This window comes from Alterluteimonas muca (assembly GCF_021191595.1).
Taxonomy (GTDB): domain Bacteria; phylum Pseudomonadota; class Gammaproteobacteria; order Xanthomonadales; family Xanthomonadaceae; genus Luteimonas; species Luteimonas muca.
Genome location: NZ_JAIWPS010000001.1, coordinates 591,626 through 610,004 on the forward strand (window position 1 = coordinate 591,626; position 18,379 = coordinate 610,004).

At 68.1% G+C, this 18,379-nt stretch carries 17 protein-coding genes; 13 read left to right on the forward strand and 4 right to left on the reverse strand.

The features are described from left to right. Nucleotides 1-132: 132 nt before the first annotated feature. Nucleotides 133-258 (reverse strand): type B 50S ribosomal protein L36, encoded by a 126-nt coding sequence (ykgO, locus tag LDO11_RS02630; protein WP_005913193.1) that lies wholly within the window; start codon nucleotides 256-258, stop codon nucleotides 133-135. A 143-nt stretch (nucleotides 259-401) separates the two neighbouring features. On the opposite strand from ykgO, the gene cmk reads away from it, so the two are divergent. The 7 genes from cmk to galU all read left to right on the forward strand — a co-directional run bounded on the left by cmk (nucleotide 402) and on the right by galU (nucleotide 8,445). After that, entirely contained in the window at nucleotides 402-1,082 is a 681-nt protein-coding gene (cmk, locus tag LDO11_RS02635) for a (d)CMP kinase (RefSeq protein ID WP_435574581.1), read from the forward strand. Nucleotides 1,083-1,261: 179 nt separating this feature from the next. Beyond that, complete coding sequence (gene rpsA, locus LDO11_RS02640) at nucleotides 1,262-2,950, forward strand: 30S ribosomal protein S1 (RefSeq protein WP_232140221.1); 1,689 nt, start codon at nucleotides 1,262-1,264, stop codon at nucleotides 2,948-2,950. 68 nt (nucleotides 2,951-3,018) lie between these two features. Then, nucleotides 3,019-3,321, forward strand: coding sequence for an integration host factor subunit beta (locus LDO11_RS02645; RefSeq protein ID WP_129135781.1), 303 nt, complete (start codon nucleotides 3,019-3,021; stop codon nucleotides 3,319-3,321). 121 nt (nucleotides 3,322-3,442) lie between these two features. Then, nucleotides 3,443-4,624 carry a lipopolysaccharide assembly protein LapB gene (lapB, locus tag LDO11_RS02650; RefSeq protein ID WP_129135782.1) on the forward strand — a complete coding sequence of 394 codons (1,182 nt, stop codon included), beginning with the start codon at nucleotides 3,443-3,445 and terminating at the stop codon, nucleotides 4,622-4,624. Nucleotides 4,625-4,784: 160 nt separating this feature from the next. Beyond that, the gene (locus LDO11_RS02655; RefSeq protein ID WP_435574582.1) at nucleotides 4,785-5,645 is read left to right on the forward strand and encodes an MraY family glycosyltransferase; all 861 of its coding nucleotides are present in this window, start codon (nucleotides 4,785-4,787) and stop codon (nucleotides 5,643-5,645) included. Next, nucleotides 5,642-7,549: a polysaccharide biosynthesis protein gene (locus LDO11_RS02660; protein ID WP_232140222.1), complete on the forward strand. Its 1,908-nt coding sequence runs from the start codon at nucleotides 5,642-5,644 to the stop codon at nucleotides 7,547-7,549. The genes LDO11_RS02655 and LDO11_RS02660 overlap by 4 nt, the downstream gene beginning before the upstream one ends. Then, the gene (galU, locus tag LDO11_RS02665) at nucleotides 7,546-8,445 is read left to right on the forward strand and encodes a UTP--glucose-1-phosphate uridylyltransferase GalU (RefSeq protein WP_129135785.1); all 900 of its coding nucleotides are present in this window, start codon (nucleotides 7,546-7,548) and stop codon (nucleotides 8,443-8,445) included. Before LDO11_RS02660 ends, galU begins: the two co-directional genes overlap by 4 nt. Nucleotides 8,446-8,514: 69 nt before the next feature. On the opposite strand, the gene LDO11_RS02670 is transcribed toward galU, so the two are convergent. From LDO11_RS02670 to LDO11_RS02680, 3 genes are all read right to left on the reverse strand, one after another. Continuing rightward, nucleotides 8,515-9,720 carry an acetyl-CoA C-acyltransferase gene (locus LDO11_RS02670; RefSeq protein ID WP_232140223.1) on the reverse strand — a complete coding sequence of 402 codons (1,206 nt, stop codon included), beginning with the start codon at nucleotides 9,718-9,720 and terminating at the stop codon, nucleotides 8,515-8,517. A gap of 65 nt (nucleotides 9,721-9,785) precedes the next feature. Then, nucleotides 9,786-12,158, reverse strand: coding sequence for a 3-hydroxyacyl-CoA dehydrogenase/enoyl-CoA hydratase family protein (locus tag LDO11_RS02675; RefSeq protein WP_232140224.1), 2,373 nt, complete (start codon nucleotides 12,156-12,158; stop codon nucleotides 9,786-9,788). Between the two features lie 62 nt (nucleotides 12,159-12,220). Continuing rightward, the gene (locus LDO11_RS02680) at nucleotides 12,221-12,835 is read right to left on the reverse strand and encodes a TetR/AcrR family transcriptional regulator (protein ID WP_232140225.1); all 615 of its coding nucleotides are present in this window, start codon (nucleotides 12,833-12,835) and stop codon (nucleotides 12,221-12,223) included. A 217-nt stretch (nucleotides 12,836-13,052) separates the two neighbouring features. On the opposite strand from LDO11_RS02680, the gene ndk reads away from it, so the two are divergent. The 6 genes from ndk (at nucleotide 13,053) to bamB (ending at nucleotide 18,268) form a co-directional block, all read left to right on the forward strand. Then, complete coding sequence (gene ndk / locus LDO11_RS02685) at nucleotides 13,053-13,478, forward strand: nucleoside-diphosphate kinase (protein WP_232140226.1); 426 nt, start codon at nucleotides 13,053-13,055, stop codon at nucleotides 13,476-13,478. A 76-nt stretch (nucleotides 13,479-13,554) separates the two neighbouring features. Continuing rightward, nucleotides 13,555-14,706 (forward strand): dual-specificity RNA methyltransferase RlmN, encoded by a 1,152-nt coding sequence (gene rlmN / locus LDO11_RS02690; RefSeq protein WP_232140227.1) that lies wholly within the window; start codon nucleotides 13,555-13,557, stop codon nucleotides 14,704-14,706. After that, nucleotides 14,693-15,523 (forward strand): type IV pilus biogenesis/stability protein PilW, encoded by an 831-nt coding sequence (gene pilW / locus LDO11_RS02695; RefSeq protein WP_232140228.1) that lies wholly within the window; start codon nucleotides 14,693-14,695, stop codon nucleotides 15,521-15,523. The genes rlmN and pilW overlap by 14 nt, the downstream gene beginning before the upstream one ends. After that, the gene (locus tag LDO11_RS02700) at nucleotides 15,520-16,350 is read left to right on the forward strand and encodes a helix-turn-helix domain-containing protein (RefSeq protein WP_232140229.1); all 831 of its coding nucleotides are present in this window, start codon (nucleotides 15,520-15,522) and stop codon (nucleotides 16,348-16,350) included. The genes pilW and LDO11_RS02700 overlap by 4 nt, the downstream gene beginning before the upstream one ends. A 98-nt stretch (nucleotides 16,351-16,448) precedes the next feature. Next, complete coding sequence (locus LDO11_RS02705) at nucleotides 16,449-17,078, forward strand: YfgM family protein (RefSeq protein WP_129135793.1); 630 nt, start codon at nucleotides 16,449-16,451, stop codon at nucleotides 17,076-17,078. Continuing rightward, nucleotides 17,078-18,268 (forward strand): outer membrane protein assembly factor BamB, encoded by a 1,191-nt coding sequence (bamB, locus tag LDO11_RS02710; protein ID WP_232140230.1) that lies wholly within the window; start codon nucleotides 17,078-17,080, stop codon nucleotides 18,266-18,268. The genes LDO11_RS02705 and bamB overlap by 1 nt, the downstream gene beginning before the upstream one ends. Nucleotides 18,269-18,379 lie beyond the last annotated feature (111 nt).

Sequence of the window (18,379 nt, forward strand, 5' to 3'; positions counted from 1 at the left end):
GGCTCCTGAACGGGACGGCCGATTGTAGGGTGCAACACCGGCCGCGTGGCGTTGCGGGCGCACAAAAGACGCGGGCCGCAACAGGGCGGCCCGATCGTCAACCCATCGGCGCCTGGAGCGCCGCCGCACGCCTCAGCGCTGGCGGGCCTTGAAGCGCGGGTTGGACTTGCAGATCACGAAGACCTTGCCACGACGACGAACGACCTTGCAGTCACGGTGGCGGGTCTTCGCCGACTTCAGGGAGGACAGGACCTTCATGATGGAACCTCAGGGAAAGTGATGACGACAGGAAACCCGCGATTCTAGCGGACATTCCGCAGCTGCGGCAACAGTCGATGATGCCGGGCGGGCATTGCCGGGCGCGGCATTAGAATGGCGCCATTCTACAGCCGAGCCCGACCATGCCCCTGTCCGATCCCACCGCGCCCGTTCTTGCCATCGATGGCCCCTCCGGGTCGGGCAAGGGCACGATCAGCCGCGCGGTGGCCGGGGAGCTCGGCTGGCACTACCTCGATTCGGGCGCGCTGTATCGCGGCGTGGGCGTGGCGGCCGGCTGGAGCGATATCGACCTGGCCGACCCGGCGGCGCTGGTGCGCTGCACCTTCGACACCCGGATCTCGTTCCGTGACGCACCCGGCGGCGAGCCGCGGGTGCTGATCAACGACGTCGATGCCACCGACGAACTGCGCACCGAAACCGCGGGCGCCGCGGCCTCGGCGATCGCCGCGATCCCGGAGGTCCGGTCCGCGCTCAAGGAGCGGCAACGCGCGTTCAGGCAGCAGCCGGGGCTGGTGGCGGACGGCCGCGACATGGGCACGGTGATCTTTCCCGATGCGCGCTGGAAGGTATTCCTGACCGCGAGCGCCGAAGAGCGTGCCGGGAGGCGCTATAAACAGTTGATCGGCAAGGGGGTTTCCGTTACATTGGACGGTCTGTTGCGCGAGATCCTCGCACGTGACGCCCGCGACGCGAACCGTCCGGTGGCGCCGCTGCGGCCGGCCGATGACGCCGTCCGCATCGATACCACCGGCGTCGGCATCGACGAGGTGGTCGCGCGCGTGCTGGCGGTGGTGCGGGGATAGATTCCGCCCACGCCGTCCCGCACGGCAGAACAGCCCGTCCGGTGCATCCGCGCCGCGACGGAAATCCACCAACTGCAACGGCCACCGCATCCCGCACCGGCCGACCTACGGGTGGACCGTGGTCCGCAGGCGGAGTTCCCGCCGGCACCGCGTGTCCGTGTCCTCACCGAGTAACTCCAATGACCGAATCATTCGCAGAACTGTTCGAGCAGAGCCAGGCCAACCTCGCCAAGCTCAAGCCCGGCGCCATCGTCACCGGTACCGTCGTCGACGTGCGTACCGACGTGGTCGTGATCAACGCCGGCCTGAAGTCCGAGGGCATCGTGCCCATCGAGCAGTTCCGTAACGACGACGGCGAGATCGACATCGCCGTGGGCGACACCGTCAAGGTGGCGCTGGACTCCCTGGAAAACGGCTTCGGCGAGACCGTGCTGTCGCGCGAGAAGGCCAAGCGCGCGATGGTGTGGGACGAGCTGGAAGAAGCGCTCGAAAAGAACGAGACCATCACCGGCAAGATCAGCGGCAAGGTCAAGGGCGGTTTCACCGTCGACATCAAGGACGTCCGCGCGTTCCTGCCGGGCTCGCTGGTCGACGTGCGCCCGGTCCGCGACCCGGTGTACCTCGAGGGCAAGGAACTCGAGTTCAAGCTGATCAAGCTCGATCGCAAGCGCAACAACGTCGTCGTCTCCCGCCGTGCGGTGGTCGAGAGCGAGCACTCCGAGGAGCGCGAGGCGCTGATGGAGAAGCTGGTCGAGGGCGCCAAGCTCAAGGGCGTGGTCAAGAACCTCACCGACTACGGCGCGTTCGTGGACCTCGGCGGCATCGACGGCCTGCTGCACATCACCGACATGGCCTGGAAGCGCGTGCGCCATCCGTCCGAAGTCGTGGAAGTGGGCCAGGAACTCGACGTGCGCGTGCTCAAGTACGATCGCGAGCGCAACCGCGTCAGCCTGGGCCTCAAGCAGCTGGGCGAGGATCCGTGGGACAACATCGCCCGCCGTTACCCGTCCAACACCCGCGTGTTCGGCAAGGTCTCCAACGTCACCGATTACGGCGCGTTCGTGGAGATCGAGCCGGGCGTCGAGGGTCTGGTGCACGTGTCCGAGATGGACTGGACCAACAAGAACGTCAACCCGCAGAAGGTCGTTCAGGTCGGTGACGAGCTCGAGGTCATGGTGCTCGACGTCGACGAGGAGCGCCGTCGCATCTCGCTGGGCATCAAGCAGGTCACGTCCAATCCGTGGGAGACCTTCGCGGCCATCCACAAGAAGGGCGACAAGGTCGAGGGCCAGATCAAGTCGATCACCGACTTCGGCATCTTCATCGGCCTGGACGGCGGCATCGACGGCCTGATCCACCTGTCCGACATGAGCTGGAACACCAGCGGCGACGACGTGGCCCGCAACCTCAAGAAGGGCGACACCGTGCAGGCAGTGGTGCTGGCGGTGGATCCGGAGCGCGAGCGCATCAGCCTCGGCGTCAAGCAGCTCGAGCAGGATCCGTTCGGCCAGTTCATGGCCTCGCATCCGAAGGGTTCGAAGGTCACCGGCACCGTCCGCGAAGTCGATGCCAAGGGTGCACTGGTCGACCTCGCCGAGGGCGTGGAAGGCTACGTGATGGCCCGCGACATCAGCGACCAGCGCGTCGACGACGCGTCGCAGGTGCTCAAGGTCGGCGACCAGATCGAAGCCAAGTTCGTGGGCATGGACCGCAAGGGCCGCACCCTCCAGCTGTCGATCAAGGCCAAGGACGAGGCGGAAACCGCCGAGAGCCTGGCCGAGTACAACCGCAACGCCGCGGAAGCGTCGAGCGGCACCACCAAGCTCGGTGCACTGCTGCGCGAGCAGCTGCAGGGCAAGGGCGAGTAAGTCGAAGCACGCGAACGGCGGCCCGGGTGTCCGGGCCGCCGTTTCGCATCCAGCGTCAGACCGGGGATATGACCAAGTCGGAACTCATCGAGATCCTCGCGGGGCGGCAGGCCCACCTCAAGGCCGACGACGTCGACCTGGCGGTGAAGTCGCTGCTCGAGATGATGGGGGCCTCGCTGGCGCAGGGCGAGCGGATCGAGATCCGCGGGTTCGGCAGCTTCTCGCTGCATTACCGGCCGCCGCGTACCGGCCGCAATCCCAAGACCGGCGACGCCGTGGCGCTGCCCGGCAAGCACGTGCCGCATTTCAAGCCAGGCAAGGAATTGCGCGAGCGCGTCAGCGGCGTGATCCCGTTGCCCGGCGAGGGCTGAGCGGCCCGGGTCGTCCTGCCGGTAATGGCAGGTGCCCATTCACGTCATACTTCGGCGCGACGTTCGCAGAACGCGTGGCGCCCGACCGCGCCCGGCGCGTGGACTGAAAGGAGTCGATCCGATGGCCTTCATCAGCGAGTGGTTCCTGTTCTTCCTGCTGTTGCCGCTGGCTGCGCTGAGCGGCTGGATCATCGGCAGGCGGGGTGGGGAACGCCACAGCGACACCCAGGTCAGCCGCCTGTCCACCACCTATTTCCGTGGCCTGAACTACCTGCTCAACGAGCAGCCGGACAAGGCGATCGAGCTGTTCCTGCATATCGCGGAGCTCGACAAGGACACCTTCGAGACCCAGGTCGCACTGGGGCACCTGTTCCGCCGTCGTGGCGAGGTCGACCGTGCGATCCGCCTGCACCAGGGGCTGGTGGAGCGTGCCGACCTCAGCGACCAGCAGCGCGTGCAGGCACTGCTCGCGCTGGGCGAGGACTACATGCGCTCGGGGCTGCTCGATCGCGCCGAGACGGTGTTCACCGAGCTCGCCGCACTCGATGACCGTGCACCGCAGGCGCTCAAACACCTGATCTCGATCTACCAGGCCGAGCGTGACTGGCCAAAGGCCATCGAGAACGCGACCCGCTACGAGGCGGTGACGGGCGAGCCGATGGGCCGGCTGATCGCGCACTTCGAATGCGAGCTGGCCGAGCGGCTGCGCTCGAGCGGTGATTTCGACGGTGCGCGCGCCGCGGTGGCGCGGGCATATGCGGCGGACTCCAAGTCCGTGCGTGCCGGCATCCTGTCGGGGCGCCTGGAATTCGATGCCGCCAACTACGCCGCCGCCATCAAGGCTTTCGAGCGCGCGGGCCGCCACGATACCGAGTTCCTCCCGGAGATCATGCCGCAGCTGATGACCGCCTATGAGCGGATCGGCGATGCCCCGGGCGCGAAATCCTTCCTGAGCGAGATGGCCGAGCATTACCGCGGCATCGCTCCGGTGCTGGCACTGACACGGCTGATCGAGGCCGATCAGGGCGTGGACGTCGCGCGCGAGTATCTGGCCGACCAGTTGAAGGACCGGCCTTCGGTGCGAGGCGAGGCGGCGCTGATCGATCTCACCCTGGCGGGCGAGGGCGGCAACCCTGCGCACACGCTGCGCGACCTCAAGCACATCACCGACCAGTTGCTGGTGCGCAATCCCAGCTACCGCTGCAACCGGTGCGGCTTCGGTGCACGCAGCCACCACTGGCAGTGCCCGAGCTGCAAGGAATGGGGCACCATCAAGCCGCTGCTCAACTACGCCGTCGTCTGACGTTTTGACCGCATTCGCGCTCATCGGCTGCGCGGCATTGCTGGCCGCGGCCCTGACCTGGCTTGCGCGCCGGTATGCGCTGGCACGGCACCTGGTCGACCAGCCCGGCGAGCGGCGCAGCCACCAGGCCGCGACTCCCAGGGGTGGCGGCGTCGCGATCGTGGTGGTGATGCTTGTGGCTCTGCTGTGGCCCGGAAAACACGGGTTGCAGGCGGCGGTCGCGCTGCCGATGGCGCTGGGCCTGGCCCTCGTCGCGGGAATGGGCTGGTGGGACGATCACCGTCCGCTGTCGGCGCGCTTGCGGCTTGCGGCACACGTGGTCGCGGGAATGCTGCTGGCCGCTGGCCTCCATGGCGCCGGGTTGGATGTGCCCACGTGCGTGGTCCTCGGTGTCACCGCGGTGGTGCTGGTCAACGTCTGGAACTTCATGGACGGCATCAATGGTCTGGCGGCGAGCCAGGCCGCGCTGGTGGCCGCGACGGCCGCCGTCCTCGCGGGGCCGGGTGCCCAGGGGTGGATGCCGGGCTGGCTGCTGATGGCCGCCTGCATCGGCTTCATTCCCTTCAACTTTCCGCGTGCGCGCATCTTCCTTGGCGATGTCGGAAGCGGCGCGCTGGGCTATCTGCTGGCACTGCTGGCCGGACTTGTCGCACTGGGTGGCGCCGACGGGCCCGGGCGCGGCGATGCGATGCTGTTGCTGCTGCCCGCCAGTGCGTTCCTCGTTGATGCGTCACTCACGCTGGCAAGGCGCATCCTCCGACGCGAGCGATGGTGGGAACCCCATGTCCAGCATGCCTATCAGGCATCGGCCCGGCGTCATGGCCATACCGTCACCACGCTTGCATACGGCCTATGGAGTGCGGGTGGAGCGTGGCTTGCGTGGATGCTCGGGGGGAATGATCGCGCAGTTGGGTTTATGATGTGCGCCGCCGTTGCAGCCTGGCAGGGAATGGGGGCCTGCTGGTGGTGGTACCTGCAGGACTTTGAGCGCCGGATGACAGCACGAGGCCCCCGCACATGATCTCCTGGCACGAACGCGCCGGCGCATGGCTGCCCCGCGCGGGCATCATTGCCCATGACCTCTTCATGGTCTGGCTGTGCTGGATCGTCCTGCACCAGTTCCGCCTGTCGATGCAGCCGGTGCCGATGGAGACGCCGCTGTGGTCGACCGCCACCCTGATCGTGGTGGCGGCACAGGGCCTGGTGCTGTGGCGCGTCGGCCTGTACCGCGGGGTATGGCGATTCGCCAGCGTCCCCGACCTCGTCAACATCCTCAAGGCCAGCGTCTTCGGCCTGCTCGCGATCCTCATCGCGCTGTTTCTCTACAACCGCCTCGAGCTGGTGCCGCGGACGGTGCTGGTGCTCTATCCGGTCGCGCTGACGGCGCTGCTCGGCATGCCGCGTCTTCTGTACCGGAGCTGGAAGGACCACAGCCTGGCGCGTACCGACCAGAGTGCCGTGCGCGTGCTGATCCTCGGTGCCGGCCAGGCCGGCGAGGCCCTGTTGCGCGACCTGCGCCGGACCGGCGCCTACCAGGCGGTTGGATTCCTGGACGATGCCGCCAAGCTGCGTGGCAGCTATCTGCAGGGCGTGCCGGTGCTGGGACGGGTGGAGGATGTGGCCCGCATCGCCCCGGAGACGGCGGCGCGGCTGCTGATCATCGCCATGCCGTCGCTCGACGCGGCGAACATGCGTCGCGTCGTCGCCCTGTGCGAGGAAACCGGACTCCCGTTCCGCACCGTGCCGCGGCTCGACGACCTGCTCGAAGGGCAGTCGCTGCCGGGCGAGCTCAAGGAAGTCGCGATCGAAGACCTGCTCGGGCGGCAGCCGGTGCTGCCCGACTGGCAGGCCATCCGCAGCTGGCTCGGTGGTCGCAGCGTGCTGGTGACCGGCGGTGGTGGCTCGATCGGTGCGGAACTGTGCCGGCAGTGCGCGCGCAATGGTGCACGCCAGATCACCGTCGTCGACGTCGACGAACTTGCGCTGGCGACCATCCAGGCGCGACTGGGCCGTGATTTCCCGCATATCGAGTGCCTGCCGGTGCTGGGCGACTGCGGCGATCCTGCGGTGATGCGCCACGCGCTTTCGCTGTCCACGCCCGAGGCGGTCTTCCACGCCGCCGCGTACAAGCAGGTCCCGGTGCTCGAGGGCCAGTTGCGCGAAGCGGTACGCAACAACGTGCTGGCCACCGAGACCGTTGCCCGCGAAGCGTCGGCGGCGGGAGTCGGGTCGTTCGTGCTGATCTCGACCGACAAGGCCGTCGATCCCGCCAATGTGCTCGGTGCCACCAAGCGGCTGGCCGAAACCGTCTGCCAGTCGCTCGCGGAATCGACGCAGACGCGTTTCGTGACCGTGCGATTCGGCAACGTGCTGGACTCCGCAGGCAGCGTCGTCCCGCTGTTCCGTGAGCAGATCCGCACGGGTGGGCCGGTGACCGTCACCGACCCGGATGTCACCCGGTACTTCATGACCATCCCGGAAGCCTGTCTGCTGATCCTGCAGGCGGCGGCAATCGGCTCCAGGCATGCCGTGTACACGCTGGACATGGGCGAGCCGGTTTCGATCCGCCTGCTGGCCGAGCAGATGATCCGCCTAGCAGGCAAGCATCCGCAGCGCGACATCGCCATCGTCTATACCGGCCTGCGGCCCGGCGAGAAGCTGCATGAGACCCTGTTCCACGCCGACGAACGCTATCGCCCGACCTCGCATCCCAAGATCCTGCAGGCCGAGGCCCGCGCGGTGCGCAGCGAGGACGTGCTTGCCGCGACCCAACGCCTCCGTCACGCGTCGGAACGCTACGATCTCGCGGAGCTCGCCGTGACCCTGCGCGCGTCGGTCCCGGAGTTCATTCCCGCGGATATCCCCGACACGCACAAGTCCCGCACGGTGGTCGAATTCCCCGCCAGACACGCACGCAGGACATGACCCAGCGCATCCGAAAGGCCGTATTTCCCGTCGCCGGACTCGGCACCCGTTTCCTTCCCGCCACCAAGACCGTTCCCAAGGAGATGCTGCCGATCGTCGACCGGCCGCTGATCCAGTACGCGGTCGATGAAGCGATCGAAGCGGGCTGTGACACCCTGATCTTCGTCACCAACCGCTACAAGCACGCGGTGGCCGATTACTTCGACAAGGCCTACGAGCTCGAACAGAAGCTCGAGCGTGCCGGCAAGCTGGAACAGCTGGAACTGATCCGCCATGTGCTGCCTAGGGGTGTACGTGCGGTGTTCGTGACCCAGGCCGAGGCACTCGGGCTCGGGCACGCGGTGCTCCAGGCCAGGCCGATCGTCGGCGACGAGCCGTTCGCCGTGCTGCTGCCCGACGATCTGATCTGGAACCGCAACGGCCATGGCGCACTGCGCCAGATGGCCGACCTTGCCGAGCGCGAGTCCGCTAGCGTCATCGCGGTGGAGGATGTCCCCCGCAGTGCCACCGGCAGCTACGGCATCGTGGCGACCGGGGACTTCGCGGATCGCTCGGGGAGGATCTCGGAGATCGTGGAGAAGCCGTCGCCCGACGTCGCGCCATCGACGCTGGCCGTGGTCGGTCGCTACGTGCTCGACGGCAGCATCTTCGAACTGCTGGAAAGCACGACACCCGGTGCGGGCGGGGAGATCCAGCTCACCGACGCGATCGCCGCACTGCTCCAGAAGAAGCCGGCACTGGCCTACCGGTTCGAGGGGACGCGCTTCGACTGCGGCCAGCACCAGGGGGTCGTGGAAGCCAATATGCGTTTCGCGCTCGACAACCCGAAGTTGCGCGAATCCACCCTGGCCGCGATGCGCAAGGCGCTGGCCGACGCGGAGACCGGCGACGCCTGACCCGCGCCTGCCGACCCGATGAAAAAGGCGCCGTTGCGGCGCCTTTTTCGTGAACCGCCAGCGTGCGGATCAGAGGGCTTCGAAAATCCCCGCCGCGCCCATGCCAGTGCCGATGCACATCGTCACCATGCCGTACTTCTGCTGGCGACGACGCAGACCGTGCAGCAGCGTCGCCGTGCGGATGGCACCGGTGGCGCCCAGCGGATGGCCCAGCGCGATGGCGCCACCCAGCGGATTGACCTTGTCCGGGTCCAGTTCGGAATCGCGGATCACCGCCAGCGCCTGCGCGGCGAACGCTTCGTTGAGTTCGATCCAGTCCAGCTGGTCCTTGGTGAGACCGGCCTGCCTGAGCGCCTTGGGGATCGCCGCGATGGGGCCGATGCCCATCACCTCCGGGCGCACGCCTGCCACCGAGAAGCTCACGAAGCGGGCGAGGGGCGTCAGGCCGTAGTCCTTGATGGCCTGTTCCGACGCCAGCAGCACCGCGCCGGCGCCGTCGCTCATCTGCGACGAGTTGCCGGCGGTGACGGTGCCGCCGAACTGGCCGTTGCGGAACACCGGCCGCAGCTTCGCCAGGCCTTCGCTTGAGGTGTCCGGGCGCGGGCCTTCATCGTGCTCGACGAGCAGCTGTTTCACACGAACCGCATTGCCGGCCAGGTCGGCCTGGCGCGAGACCACTTCCAGCGCCGAGATCTCGTCGCGGAATTCGCCGGCCTTCTGCGCGGCCAGCGCCTTCTGGTGCGAGGCGAGGGCGAAGGCGTCCTGGTCCTCGCGCGAGACCTTCCATTCCTCGGCGACCTTCTCGGCGGTGATGCCCATGCCGTAGGCGATGGCCACGTGGTCGTCCTTGAACACCGACGGCGACAGCGCGACCTTGTTGCCCATCATCGGCACCATCGACATCGATTCGGTGCCGCCGGCCAACATCAGGTCGGCATTGCCAAGACGGATCTGGTCGGCCGCCAGCGCAACCGCCTGCAGGCCCGACGAACAGAAGCGGTTGATGGTCTGCGCGGCGATGGTGTCGGGCAGGCCGGCCAGCAGCAGGCCGATGCGTGCCACGTTCATGCCCTGCTCGCCTTCGGGCATGGCGCAACCGATGATCGCGTCGTCGATGCGGTTGGTGTCGATGCCCGGTGCCTGCGCGATCACCGCTTTCAGCACGTGGGCCAGCATGTCGTCGGGGCGGGTGTTGCGGAACACGCCCTTGGGCGCCTTGCCCACCGGGGTACGGGTGGCGGCGACGATGTAGGCGTCCTGGATCTGCTTGCTCATTGGATTCTCCGGATTCTGAGGTGGCGGTGACGATCGTGCCGGCGCGCCTGGCGCGCCGGGCCGGATCAGTTCCGCAACGGCTTGCCCGTCTTGAGCATGTGGCCGATGCGCGCCTGGGTCTTTTCCTGCTGGGCCAGCTCGACGAAGTGGGTCCGCTCGAGCCGCAGCAGCCACTCCTCGTCCACCAGTGCGCCACGGTCGATGTCGCCACCGCTGAGCACCGTGGCGATGCGGGTCGCGATCTCGTCGTCGTAGGGGCTGATGAAGCGGCCTTCGAGCATGTTGACCAGCAGCATCCGGAAGGTGCTGATGCCAACGTCGCCGGCGGCCTGGATGCGGCGGGCCGGCATTGGTGGCCGGTAGCCGCCTTCCGCCAGCGCGCGTGCCTCGGCCTTTGCCACGTGCAGCAGCTCGTGGGCATGGAACACGATGCGGTCATCGGAACGCAGCAAACCCAGTTCTTTTGCCTCGAGCGCCGAGGTCGACACCTTGGCCATCGCCACGGTCTCGAAGGTCTTCTTCAGCTCCGCGAACACATCGCCACCCGGCCCCGCGGCCTGCGACGCGCGCACCGCGAGTTCCTTCAGGCCACCGCCGGCCGGCAGCAGGCCGACGCCGGCTTCCACCAGCCCGATGTAGCTTTCGAGGTGCGCCACCGTGCGCGCCGAGTGCATCTGGAATTCGCAGCCACCGCCCAGCGCCAGGCCACGCACTGCCGCGACCACCGGCACCAGCGCGTACTTGATCCGCTGGCTGGTCGCCTGGAAGTTCGCCACCATCGCTTCGAACGCGTCGACCTTGCCGGCCTGCAGCAGGCCCAGCGCACCGGCCAGATCGGCGCCGGCCGAGAACGGTTCCTTCGGCTGCCAGATCACCAGCCCCTGGAAGTCACGTTCGGCGATCGCCACTGCTTCCTGCAGCCCGTCGAGCACCTGGTCGGACACCGTGTGCATCTTGGTCCTGAACGACACCACCGCGATGCCGTCGCCGTCGTGCCACATGCGCACGCCGTCGTTCTCGAACACGGTCGTGCCCTGGTCGAACGACTCGCCAAGCACCGGATCGGGGAAACGCTGGCGGCCGTAGACGGCGAGCGTCGAACGCGGCACCACCGCATCCCGGCCCGGGCTGTAGCTGCCTTCGGCCGAATGCACGCCTTCGCGGCCATCCAGCACCCAGGCCGGCAGCGGCGCATCGCTCATCGCCTTGCCCGCCGCAATGTCGTCGGCGATCCACTGCGCCACCTGCGTCCAGCCGGCGGCCTGCCAGGTCTCGAACGGCCCGAGCGACCAGCCGTAGCCCCAGCGGATCGCCAGGTCGACGTCGCGCGCGGTCTCGGCGATATCGGCCAGGTGATAGGCGCTGTAGTGGAACAGGTCGCGGAACACCGCCCACAGGAAGCGCGCCTGCGGGTGCTGGCTTTCGCGCAGCTTCGCGAACTTCTCCGCGGGGTTCCGGGTCTTCAGGATCTCGACCACCTCGTCGGCCGCCTTGCGGTCGGCCGGGCGGTAGTCCTGCTGCCCGAGGTCCAGGACGTGGATGTCCTTGCCGACCTTGCGGAAGATGCCGGCACCGGCTTTCTGGCCCAGCGCGCCCTTGCCGATCAGTGCCTGCAGCCAGTCCGGCGCCTGGAAATACCGGTGCCACGGATCGTCCGGCAGGGTGTCGGCCATGGTCCGGATCACGTGGGCCATGGTGTCGAGGCCGACCACGTCCGAGGTGCGATACGTCGCCGACTTCGGGCGGCCGACCAGCGGTCCCGTCAGCGCGTCCACCTCGTCGAAGCCGAGACCGGCTTCGCGCGTGTGGTGGATCGTCGCCAGGATCGAGAACACGCCGATCCGGTTGCCGATGAAGTTCGGCGTGTCCTTGGCATACACCACGCCCTTGCCGAGCTGGGTCGTCAGGAAGGTTTCCAGGCCTTCCAGCACCGAGGCGTCGGTGGTGTTCGCCGGGATCAGTTCGGCCAGGTGCATGTAGCGCGGCGGGTTGAAGAAGTGCACGCCGCAGAAGCGGTGGCGAAGCTGCTCCGGCAGCACATCGGCCAGCGCGTTGATGCCCAGGCCCGAGGTGTTGGACGCCAGCACCGCGTGGTCGGCCACGAACGGCGCGATCTTCCGGTACAGGTCCTGCTTCCAGTCCATCCGTTCGGCAATCGCTTCGATCACCAGGTCGCACCCGCGCAGTTGCTCAAGCCCGGTGTCGTAGTTGGCCGGCGTGATCGCCGCAGCCAGTGCCTTGCTCGCGAGCGGGGCAGGGCTGAGCTTGCCGAGGTTGGCGATCGCCTTCAGCACCACGCCGTCGGCAGGCCCTTCCTTGGCTGGCAGGTCGAACAGCACCGTATCGATGCCCGCGTTGGTCAGGTGGGCGGCGATCTGGGCGCCCATGACGCCGGCACCCAGCACCGCTGCGCGACGGACAAGCAGTTTCTCAGACATTGTTCCCAACTCCTTGATATGTAACGGTAGCGACGCACGGTGGAGACCGGGCGCCGGTGCGGTCAGCTGCGAAAACCTGCGGCGGCGAAGCGGATCAGCTCCGCGGCGGCGCGGCGTCGATGGGTGTCCTCGTCCACCCCGGGCGGGCGGCGGATCAGGCCGAAGTCGGCCATGGCATAGGTGAGCGCGCCGCCGAGGAAGTCCAGTCGCCAGTAGAGCTGCGCCTTGGCCAGTCCCGGCACGCACTCGGCAATCGCACGGGCGAATTCGCGCTGTACATGCCCGTAGCGCTCGGACAGGAAGCCGCGCAGCCCATCGTTCTGCTCGGCGTATGCCCGGGCGATCACCCGGATGAACGCACCACCCCCGTTGCGGCCGGCCGCCAGGGCCAACGCTGGTTCGACGAATGCGGCAAGGATCGCCTCCAGCTCGCCGGGGCGGGTGCGCCGCGCGTCTTCGAGCATCGACAGGCGATGGCCGCTCATCTCGTCCATCCGGCGGCGGAAGACCTCGTTGACGAGGTTCTCCTTGCTCCCGAAGTGGTAGTTCACCGCCGCGATATTGACGTCGGCGCGGCTGGTGACCTGGCGGAGGGAGGTCGCGCCAAACCCTTGCTGGGCGAAGAGTTCTTCCGCCGCGCCGAGGATGCGTTCCTTGGTCGAGAACTGGGTGGACATGGGCTCACATGATCAAACGCTTGTTTGGATGTTAGGTGCCAGCCTGTCCGGCGGTCAAACGGGGAGGCGCTCGCCCATCCAATGCCTTCAAAAGTGTGCGGTTCTGAGCTAGAATCCGTCCCAGCCAGATCGGCTAAACCCGCGCGCCGACGCGGGTTTTTCCATGAAACCCAATTTACGGTCGCCGTTCGCGCGACCCTTATCCCGGAGATCGTCCATGGCGCTGGAGCGCACCCTGTCCATCATCAAGCCCGATGCCGTTGCCAAGAACGTCATCGGCGAGATCTACAGCCGTTTCGAGAAGGCCGGCCTCAAGGTCATTGCCGCACGCATGACCCAGCTGTCGCGCAAGGAAGCCGAGGGCTTCTATGCCGTGCACCGCGAGCGTCCGTTCTTCAACGCGCTGGTGGAGTTCATGATCTCCGGCCCGGTGATGATCCAGGTGCTCGAGGGCGAGGGCGCGATCGCCAGGAACCGAGAGCTGATGGGCGCGACCAACCCGAAGGAAGCCGCAGCCGGCACGATCCGCGCCGACTTCGCCGACTCCATCGACGCCAACGCCGTGCACGGTTCGGATGCCGCGGAGACCGCGGCGGTCGAGATCGCCTACTTCTTCGCATCGACCGACGTCCACGCGCGTTGAGTTGCACCGCCACGGACTGCGCGGCCTCCAGCCGCATGGTCCGTGGCAACACCCCGCTTACGAACTCTGGAATCCAGTGACCGACTCCGCCACCAGGCAGAACCTCCTCGAGCTCGACCGCGAAGGGCTCGAGCTCTTCTTCGTCGAGACCCTCGGCGAGAAGCGCTTCCGTGCGCATCAGGTCATGAAGTGGATCCATCACCGGCACGTGACCACGTTCGAGGAGATGACCGATCTCGGCAAGGCGCTACGCACCAAGCTCGAGACGCATTCCGAGATCGGCGTACCGGCGATCCAGTTCGACAAGCCGTCGGTCGATGGCACCCACAAGTGGCTGGTCGGCATGGATGGCAGCAATGCCATCGAGACGGTGTTCATTCCCGACAAGGGCCGCGGCACGCTGTGCGTCTCCTCGCAGGTGGGCTGCGCGCTGAACTGCCAGTTCTGTTCCACGGCCACCCAGGGCTTCAATCGGAACCTGTCGACGGCGGAGATCATCGGCCAGGTGTGGATCGCGGCGCGCCATCTCGGCAACGTGCCGCACAGGCAGCGCAAGCTCACCAACGTCGTGATGATGGGGATGGGCGAGCCGCTGATGAATTTCGACAACGTCGTACGCGCGATGAGCGTGATGCGCGACGACCTCGGCTATGGCCTGGCCAACAAGCGGGTGACGCTGTCCACTGCCGGCCTGGTGCCGATGATCGACCGGCTCGGCGAGGTGAGCGACGTCTCGCTCGCGGTGTCCTTGCACGCGCCCAACGACGAACTGCGCACCCGGCTGGTTCCGCTCAACAAGAAATATCCGATCGCCGAACTGATGGATGCCTGCGTGCGCTACGCGCTGCGCAGGAAGGGCGAGTCCGTCACGTTCGAGTACACCTTGATGAAGGGTGTCAACGACCAGCCCGAGCACGCGCGCGAACTGGTGGCGCTGCTGCGCGCGTTCGATCGCGCGGTGCAGATGAAGGATGCGGCGAAGATCAACCTGATCCCGTTCAATCCGTTCCCGGGCACGCGTTACGCGCGGCCCGACGACGAGGTGATCCGCGCGTTCCAGAAGCAGCTCAACAACGCCGGCATGATCGCGCCGGTGCGCCGCACCCGTGGCGACGACATCGATGCGGCATGTGGCCAGCTCAAGGGCCAGGTCGCGGACCGCACCCGCCGCCAGGCCGAATTCAGGAAGCAGCTGGAAGCACAGGGAAATGCCGATGCGGCCGCCTGAGGCAGTCGTACGCATCCTCTTCCTTGCGGCCGCGGTCGCGCTTGTCGCCACCGGTTGCTCCCGCCTCACCTTCATCAAGGCCGATGCCAGCCGCGGCAAGACCCGCCAGGTGGCACCCGACTACAGCTTCCGCACCACCGCCGATGACCGCCGTCGCACCGAGGCCGCCGCGCACGTGGGTCGCGCCGACCGCGCGCTGGTTGCAGGGGAGTTCGACGCCGCCGTGGGTCATGCGCGCGACGCCCTGCGGGTGGATCCGAAGTCCGCCGATGCGCTGACGCTGCTGGCGCTTGTCGAGTCTCGCAGGGGACAGGCCGGCGCCGCGGGGGAGTACTACCGCCGCGCCGCGGACGCGGCGCCCGACAACGGGCTGGTGCTCAACAACTACGGCGCGTGGCTGTGCGGGAACGCACGGGCCGCCGAGGCGATGGTGTATTTCGACCGCGCGATCGCGGACCCGCGTTATGGCCGGGTGGCCGACGCGCTGGCCAACTCCGGCGCCTGCGCGGAGGCCGGCGGGCAGCCGGGCAGGGTGGAGCGCGACCTGCGGGTCGCCCTGGATCTGGACCCGGCCAACAGCGTGGCATTGTCAGCAATGGCCGAATACCAGTACCGTAGTGGCCGTTTTCTCGAAGCACGGGCGTTTTCCGAGCGCCGCCTCGCGGCAGCGCCTCCAACACCCGGTGCGCTTCTACTTGCGTCACAGATTGAAACAAGCCTCGGCGACATGGCCGCCGCCGAACGCTATCGTCAGCGCCTGGAAAGGGAATTTCCGCGCGCGCTGTCCGAATCATCCGGGGAAAGCAGTCAGCTATGACATCTGCAGCGAATCCAGGCCACTCTGATGGCCACGGGGACCGCCTGCGGGACGCCCGCCAACGTGCCGGCCTGAGCGTGGCCGACGTCGCGTCAAGGATGCGTGTACCCGCACGAGTGGTGGAATCGCTCGAATCGTCCGACTGGAGCAGGCTGGGGGCGCCTGTCTTCATCCGTGGCCAGATCCGCAGCTATGCGCGCGTGCTCGGGGTGCCGGCTGACAGCCTGCTGCCGCCGGAGGCGCAACAGCCGCTGGAGCCGTCACGGCTGCAGCCGCGCACCTATACCTCGCCGTTGCAGCGCTATGTCGAGCAGGCGGCGCGCAAGGTGGTGTACGTGGTGATCACCGCCGCGATCGCGGTGCCGGTGTGGATGGTCACCCGCCAGCACGTCGACGGCGGTGGCCAGGCCGTGATCGCACTGGACGTCGATCCGTCGAGCATCGGCGACGGCACCGGTACGCCGTCGCCGGCCGCCACCGCACGCACGCCGCAGCGCCCGCTGGTGGCGTCGATGGCCCCTCCGGTGCAGCGCACCGCACCGGCACTGCCGGCCGCGCCGCAGCAGTCGCTCTCGCTGGAGTTCCGCGGCGACAGCTGGGTGCAGGTGATCGGCCCGGATGGCCGCGAAATCGAGCAGGCGCTGTTGCGCGCCGGTGATTCCCGCAGTTACGAGCCCGGCCAGGTGGGCCGCGTGGTGCTCGGCAATGCGGGTGGCGTCGAGGTCCGCCGCAATGGCGAGATCCAGGATCTCGACGGATTCAAGCGGGCGAACGTGGCCCGCTTTGAGGTATCCTCCGACGGCTCGCTCACGCCGGTCACGGAGTGATCCGCACGCCCGCGGGGCGTATCCCACCGGCCCGCGTGCACATGCGGGCTCCATAGAAGAACAACAGGTCGCACGTCCCGCGTGCGGCGAGAGACAGCATGGCGATCGACGATCTTCCGGACGAACACGAACAGGGTGAACGCGTCCGTACCTGGCTGCGCGAGAACGGCTTCGGCATCCTCGCAGGCATCGTGGTGGCATTCGCGCTGGTGGGCGGCTGGCGCTGGTGGCAGGGCAACCAGCACGCCAAGCGCGTGGACGCCGGCATGACCTACCAGCGCATGGTCGCCGATCTGGCGGGTGGCGATCTCGCCGACGCCCAGCGCCAGGTCGCGGCATTGCAGGGCGGCAGTTACGGCGTGCTCGCCGCGCTGGACCTCGCACGTGCGCAGGTGGAGGCCGGGCAGCACGAGGCGGCCATCCAGACGCTGCAGGGCGCGGATGCGAACGACCCCGCACTCGAACCCATCCGCCGCCAGCGACTCGGCCTGTTGCTGATCGATGCCGGGCGCGCCGAAGAGGCTGTTGCCCTGCTGCGCGATGCAAGCGATGCCACCGGGCTGGAAACACTGGGCGATGCCCACGCCGCGCTCGACCAGGACGCCGAGGCCCGCACGGCGTATACGCGCGCCCTCGCGCAGACCGACGTCGCCTCTCCCGGCCGCGGCCTGATCGAAATCAAGCTCGCTGCCGCAGGCGGCGAACCGACCCCCGACGAGGCCTCTTGATGAAGTCTGCCAAGCGTTCTGCCGCGTTGCGTGGCGCGATCCTCCTTCTGGGCGCCGTTGCGCTGAGCGGCTGCGGCACCGTCCGCGGCTGGTTCAGCGACGACGACGACAAGCCCAACACCACCGATCCGGCGCCGCTGGTCGAGTTCACCGCCACTGCCACGCCCACCCGGATCTGGACCGCGAACGCGGGCAAGGGCGAGGGCCGCATCGGCGTGCGCCAGGCGCCCACAGTCGGCGATGGCCGCGTGTACGCCGCGGCCGTGCGCGGTGGCGTGCGCGCGATCGACCTGCAGAGCGGGTCGCAGGTGTGGCATTACCCGTCCGACCTGCGGCTGTCCGGCGGGCCCGGCCATGGCGACGGCCTGGTCGTGGTGGGCGGGCTGGATGGCGAAGTCATCGCGCTGGACGCGGCCACCGGTGCCGAGCGCTGGCAGGCCCAGGTCGGCAACGAGGTGCTGGCCGCACCGGTGATCGGACAGGGCACGGTGATCGTGCGCTCCAACGACGGCCGGGTGACCGCGTTCGACGCCGCCACCGGTGCGCGGCGCTGGTTCTGGGTGCGCGAGCTGCCGACGTTGACCGTGCGCGGTCACGGCTCCGCGCTGCTGGGCCCGGGTGTGGTGTTCGTCGGCAACGATGACGGCACCATGGTCGCCCTGAGCATCGCCGACGGCCGTGTTCTGTGGGAGCAGCTGGTGGGCGCGCCCGATGGCCGCACCGAGCTCGAGCGCATGGCCGACATCGACGGCACCCCGGTGCTCGACGGCACCGCGGTGTTCGCCACCAGCTACAAGCGCACCACGATGGCGATCGACGGCCCGACCGGCCGTCCGCTGTGGGTGAGCGACCGCGGTGGCTCCGGCCGCCTCGGCCTGGCACCGAACCTGCTGGCGGTGTCCGACCCGGCCGGTACGGTGTGGGGTCTCGACAAGCGCAGCGGATCGGCAATGTGGCAGCAGGACGGCCTGGCCCGTCGCGACCTCTCCTCGGCCGTGGTCCATGACAACTATGTGGTGGTCGGTGATTACGACGGCTACCTGCACTGGCTGCAGCTCGACAGCGGGCAGTTCGCCGCCCGCGCCCGGGCCGGCCGTGATGCCCTGCGTGGCACCCCGGTGGTGGCTGACGGGATCCTCGTGGTGCAGAACGTCGACGGCGACCTGAGCGCCTGGCGCATCGGGCAGTAACCCCGCCTCGCGCTCCTCCGGATCCTGCGCGCGGGCGTCAGGATCCCTAAGATGGTCATCGGCCGCATCGCTGCGGCCGATGCCGTTTCCATCTCCCGTCTTTTTCGCGGA

Excerpts from the sequence above, each read along its gene's own strand:
- ykgO (WP_005913193.1), bottom strand. The coding sequence starts at position 258 with ATGAAGGTCCTGTCCTCCCTGAAGTCGGCGAAGACCCGCCACCGTGAC.
- cmk (WP_435574581.1), top strand. The coding sequence starts at position 402 with ATGCCCCTGTCCGATCCCACCGCGCCCGTTCTTGCCATCGATGGCCCC.
- rpsA (WP_232140221.1), top strand. The coding sequence starts at position 1,262 with ATGACCGAATCATTCGCAGAACTGTTCGAGCAGAGCCAGGCCAACCTC.
- LDO11_RS02645 (WP_129135781.1), top strand. The coding sequence starts at position 3,019 with ATGACCAAGTCGGAACTCATCGAGATCCTCGCGGGGCGGCAGGCCCAC.
- lapB (WP_129135782.1), top strand. The coding sequence starts at position 3,443 with ATGGCCTTCATCAGCGAGTGGTTCCTGTTCTTCCTGCTGTTGCCGCTG.
- LDO11_RS02660 (WP_232140222.1), top strand. The coding sequence starts at position 5,642 with ATGATCTCCTGGCACGAACGCGCCGGCGCATGGCTGCCCCGCGCGGGC.
- galU (WP_129135785.1), top strand. The coding sequence starts at position 7,546 with ATGACCCAGCGCATCCGAAAGGCCGTATTTCCCGTCGCCGGACTCGGC.
- LDO11_RS02670 (WP_232140223.1), bottom strand. The coding sequence starts at position 9,720 with ATGAGCAAGCAGATCCAGGACGCCTACATCGTCGCCGCCACCCGTACC.
- LDO11_RS02675 (WP_232140224.1), bottom strand. The coding sequence starts at position 12,158 with ATGTCTGAGAAACTGCTTGTCCGTCGCGCAGCGGTGCTGGGTGCCGGC.
- LDO11_RS02680 (WP_232140225.1), bottom strand. The coding sequence starts at position 12,835 with ATGTCCACCCAGTTCTCGACCAAGGAACGCATCCTCGGCGCGGCGGAA.
- ndk (WP_232140226.1), top strand. The coding sequence starts at position 13,053 with ATGGCGCTGGAGCGCACCCTGTCCATCATCAAGCCCGATGCCGTTGCC.
- pilW (WP_232140228.1), top strand. The coding sequence starts at position 14,693 with ATGCGGCCGCCTGAGGCAGTCGTACGCATCCTCTTCCTTGCGGCCGCG.
- LDO11_RS02700 (WP_232140229.1), top strand. The coding sequence starts at position 15,520 with ATGACATCTGCAGCGAATCCAGGCCACTCTGATGGCCACGGGGACCGC.
- LDO11_RS02705 (WP_129135793.1), top strand. The coding sequence starts at position 16,449 with ATGGCGATCGACGATCTTCCGGACGAACACGAACAGGGTGAACGCGTC.
- bamB (WP_232140230.1), top strand. The coding sequence starts at position 17,078 with ATGAAGTCTGCCAAGCGTTCTGCCGCGTTGCGTGGCGCGATCCTCCTT.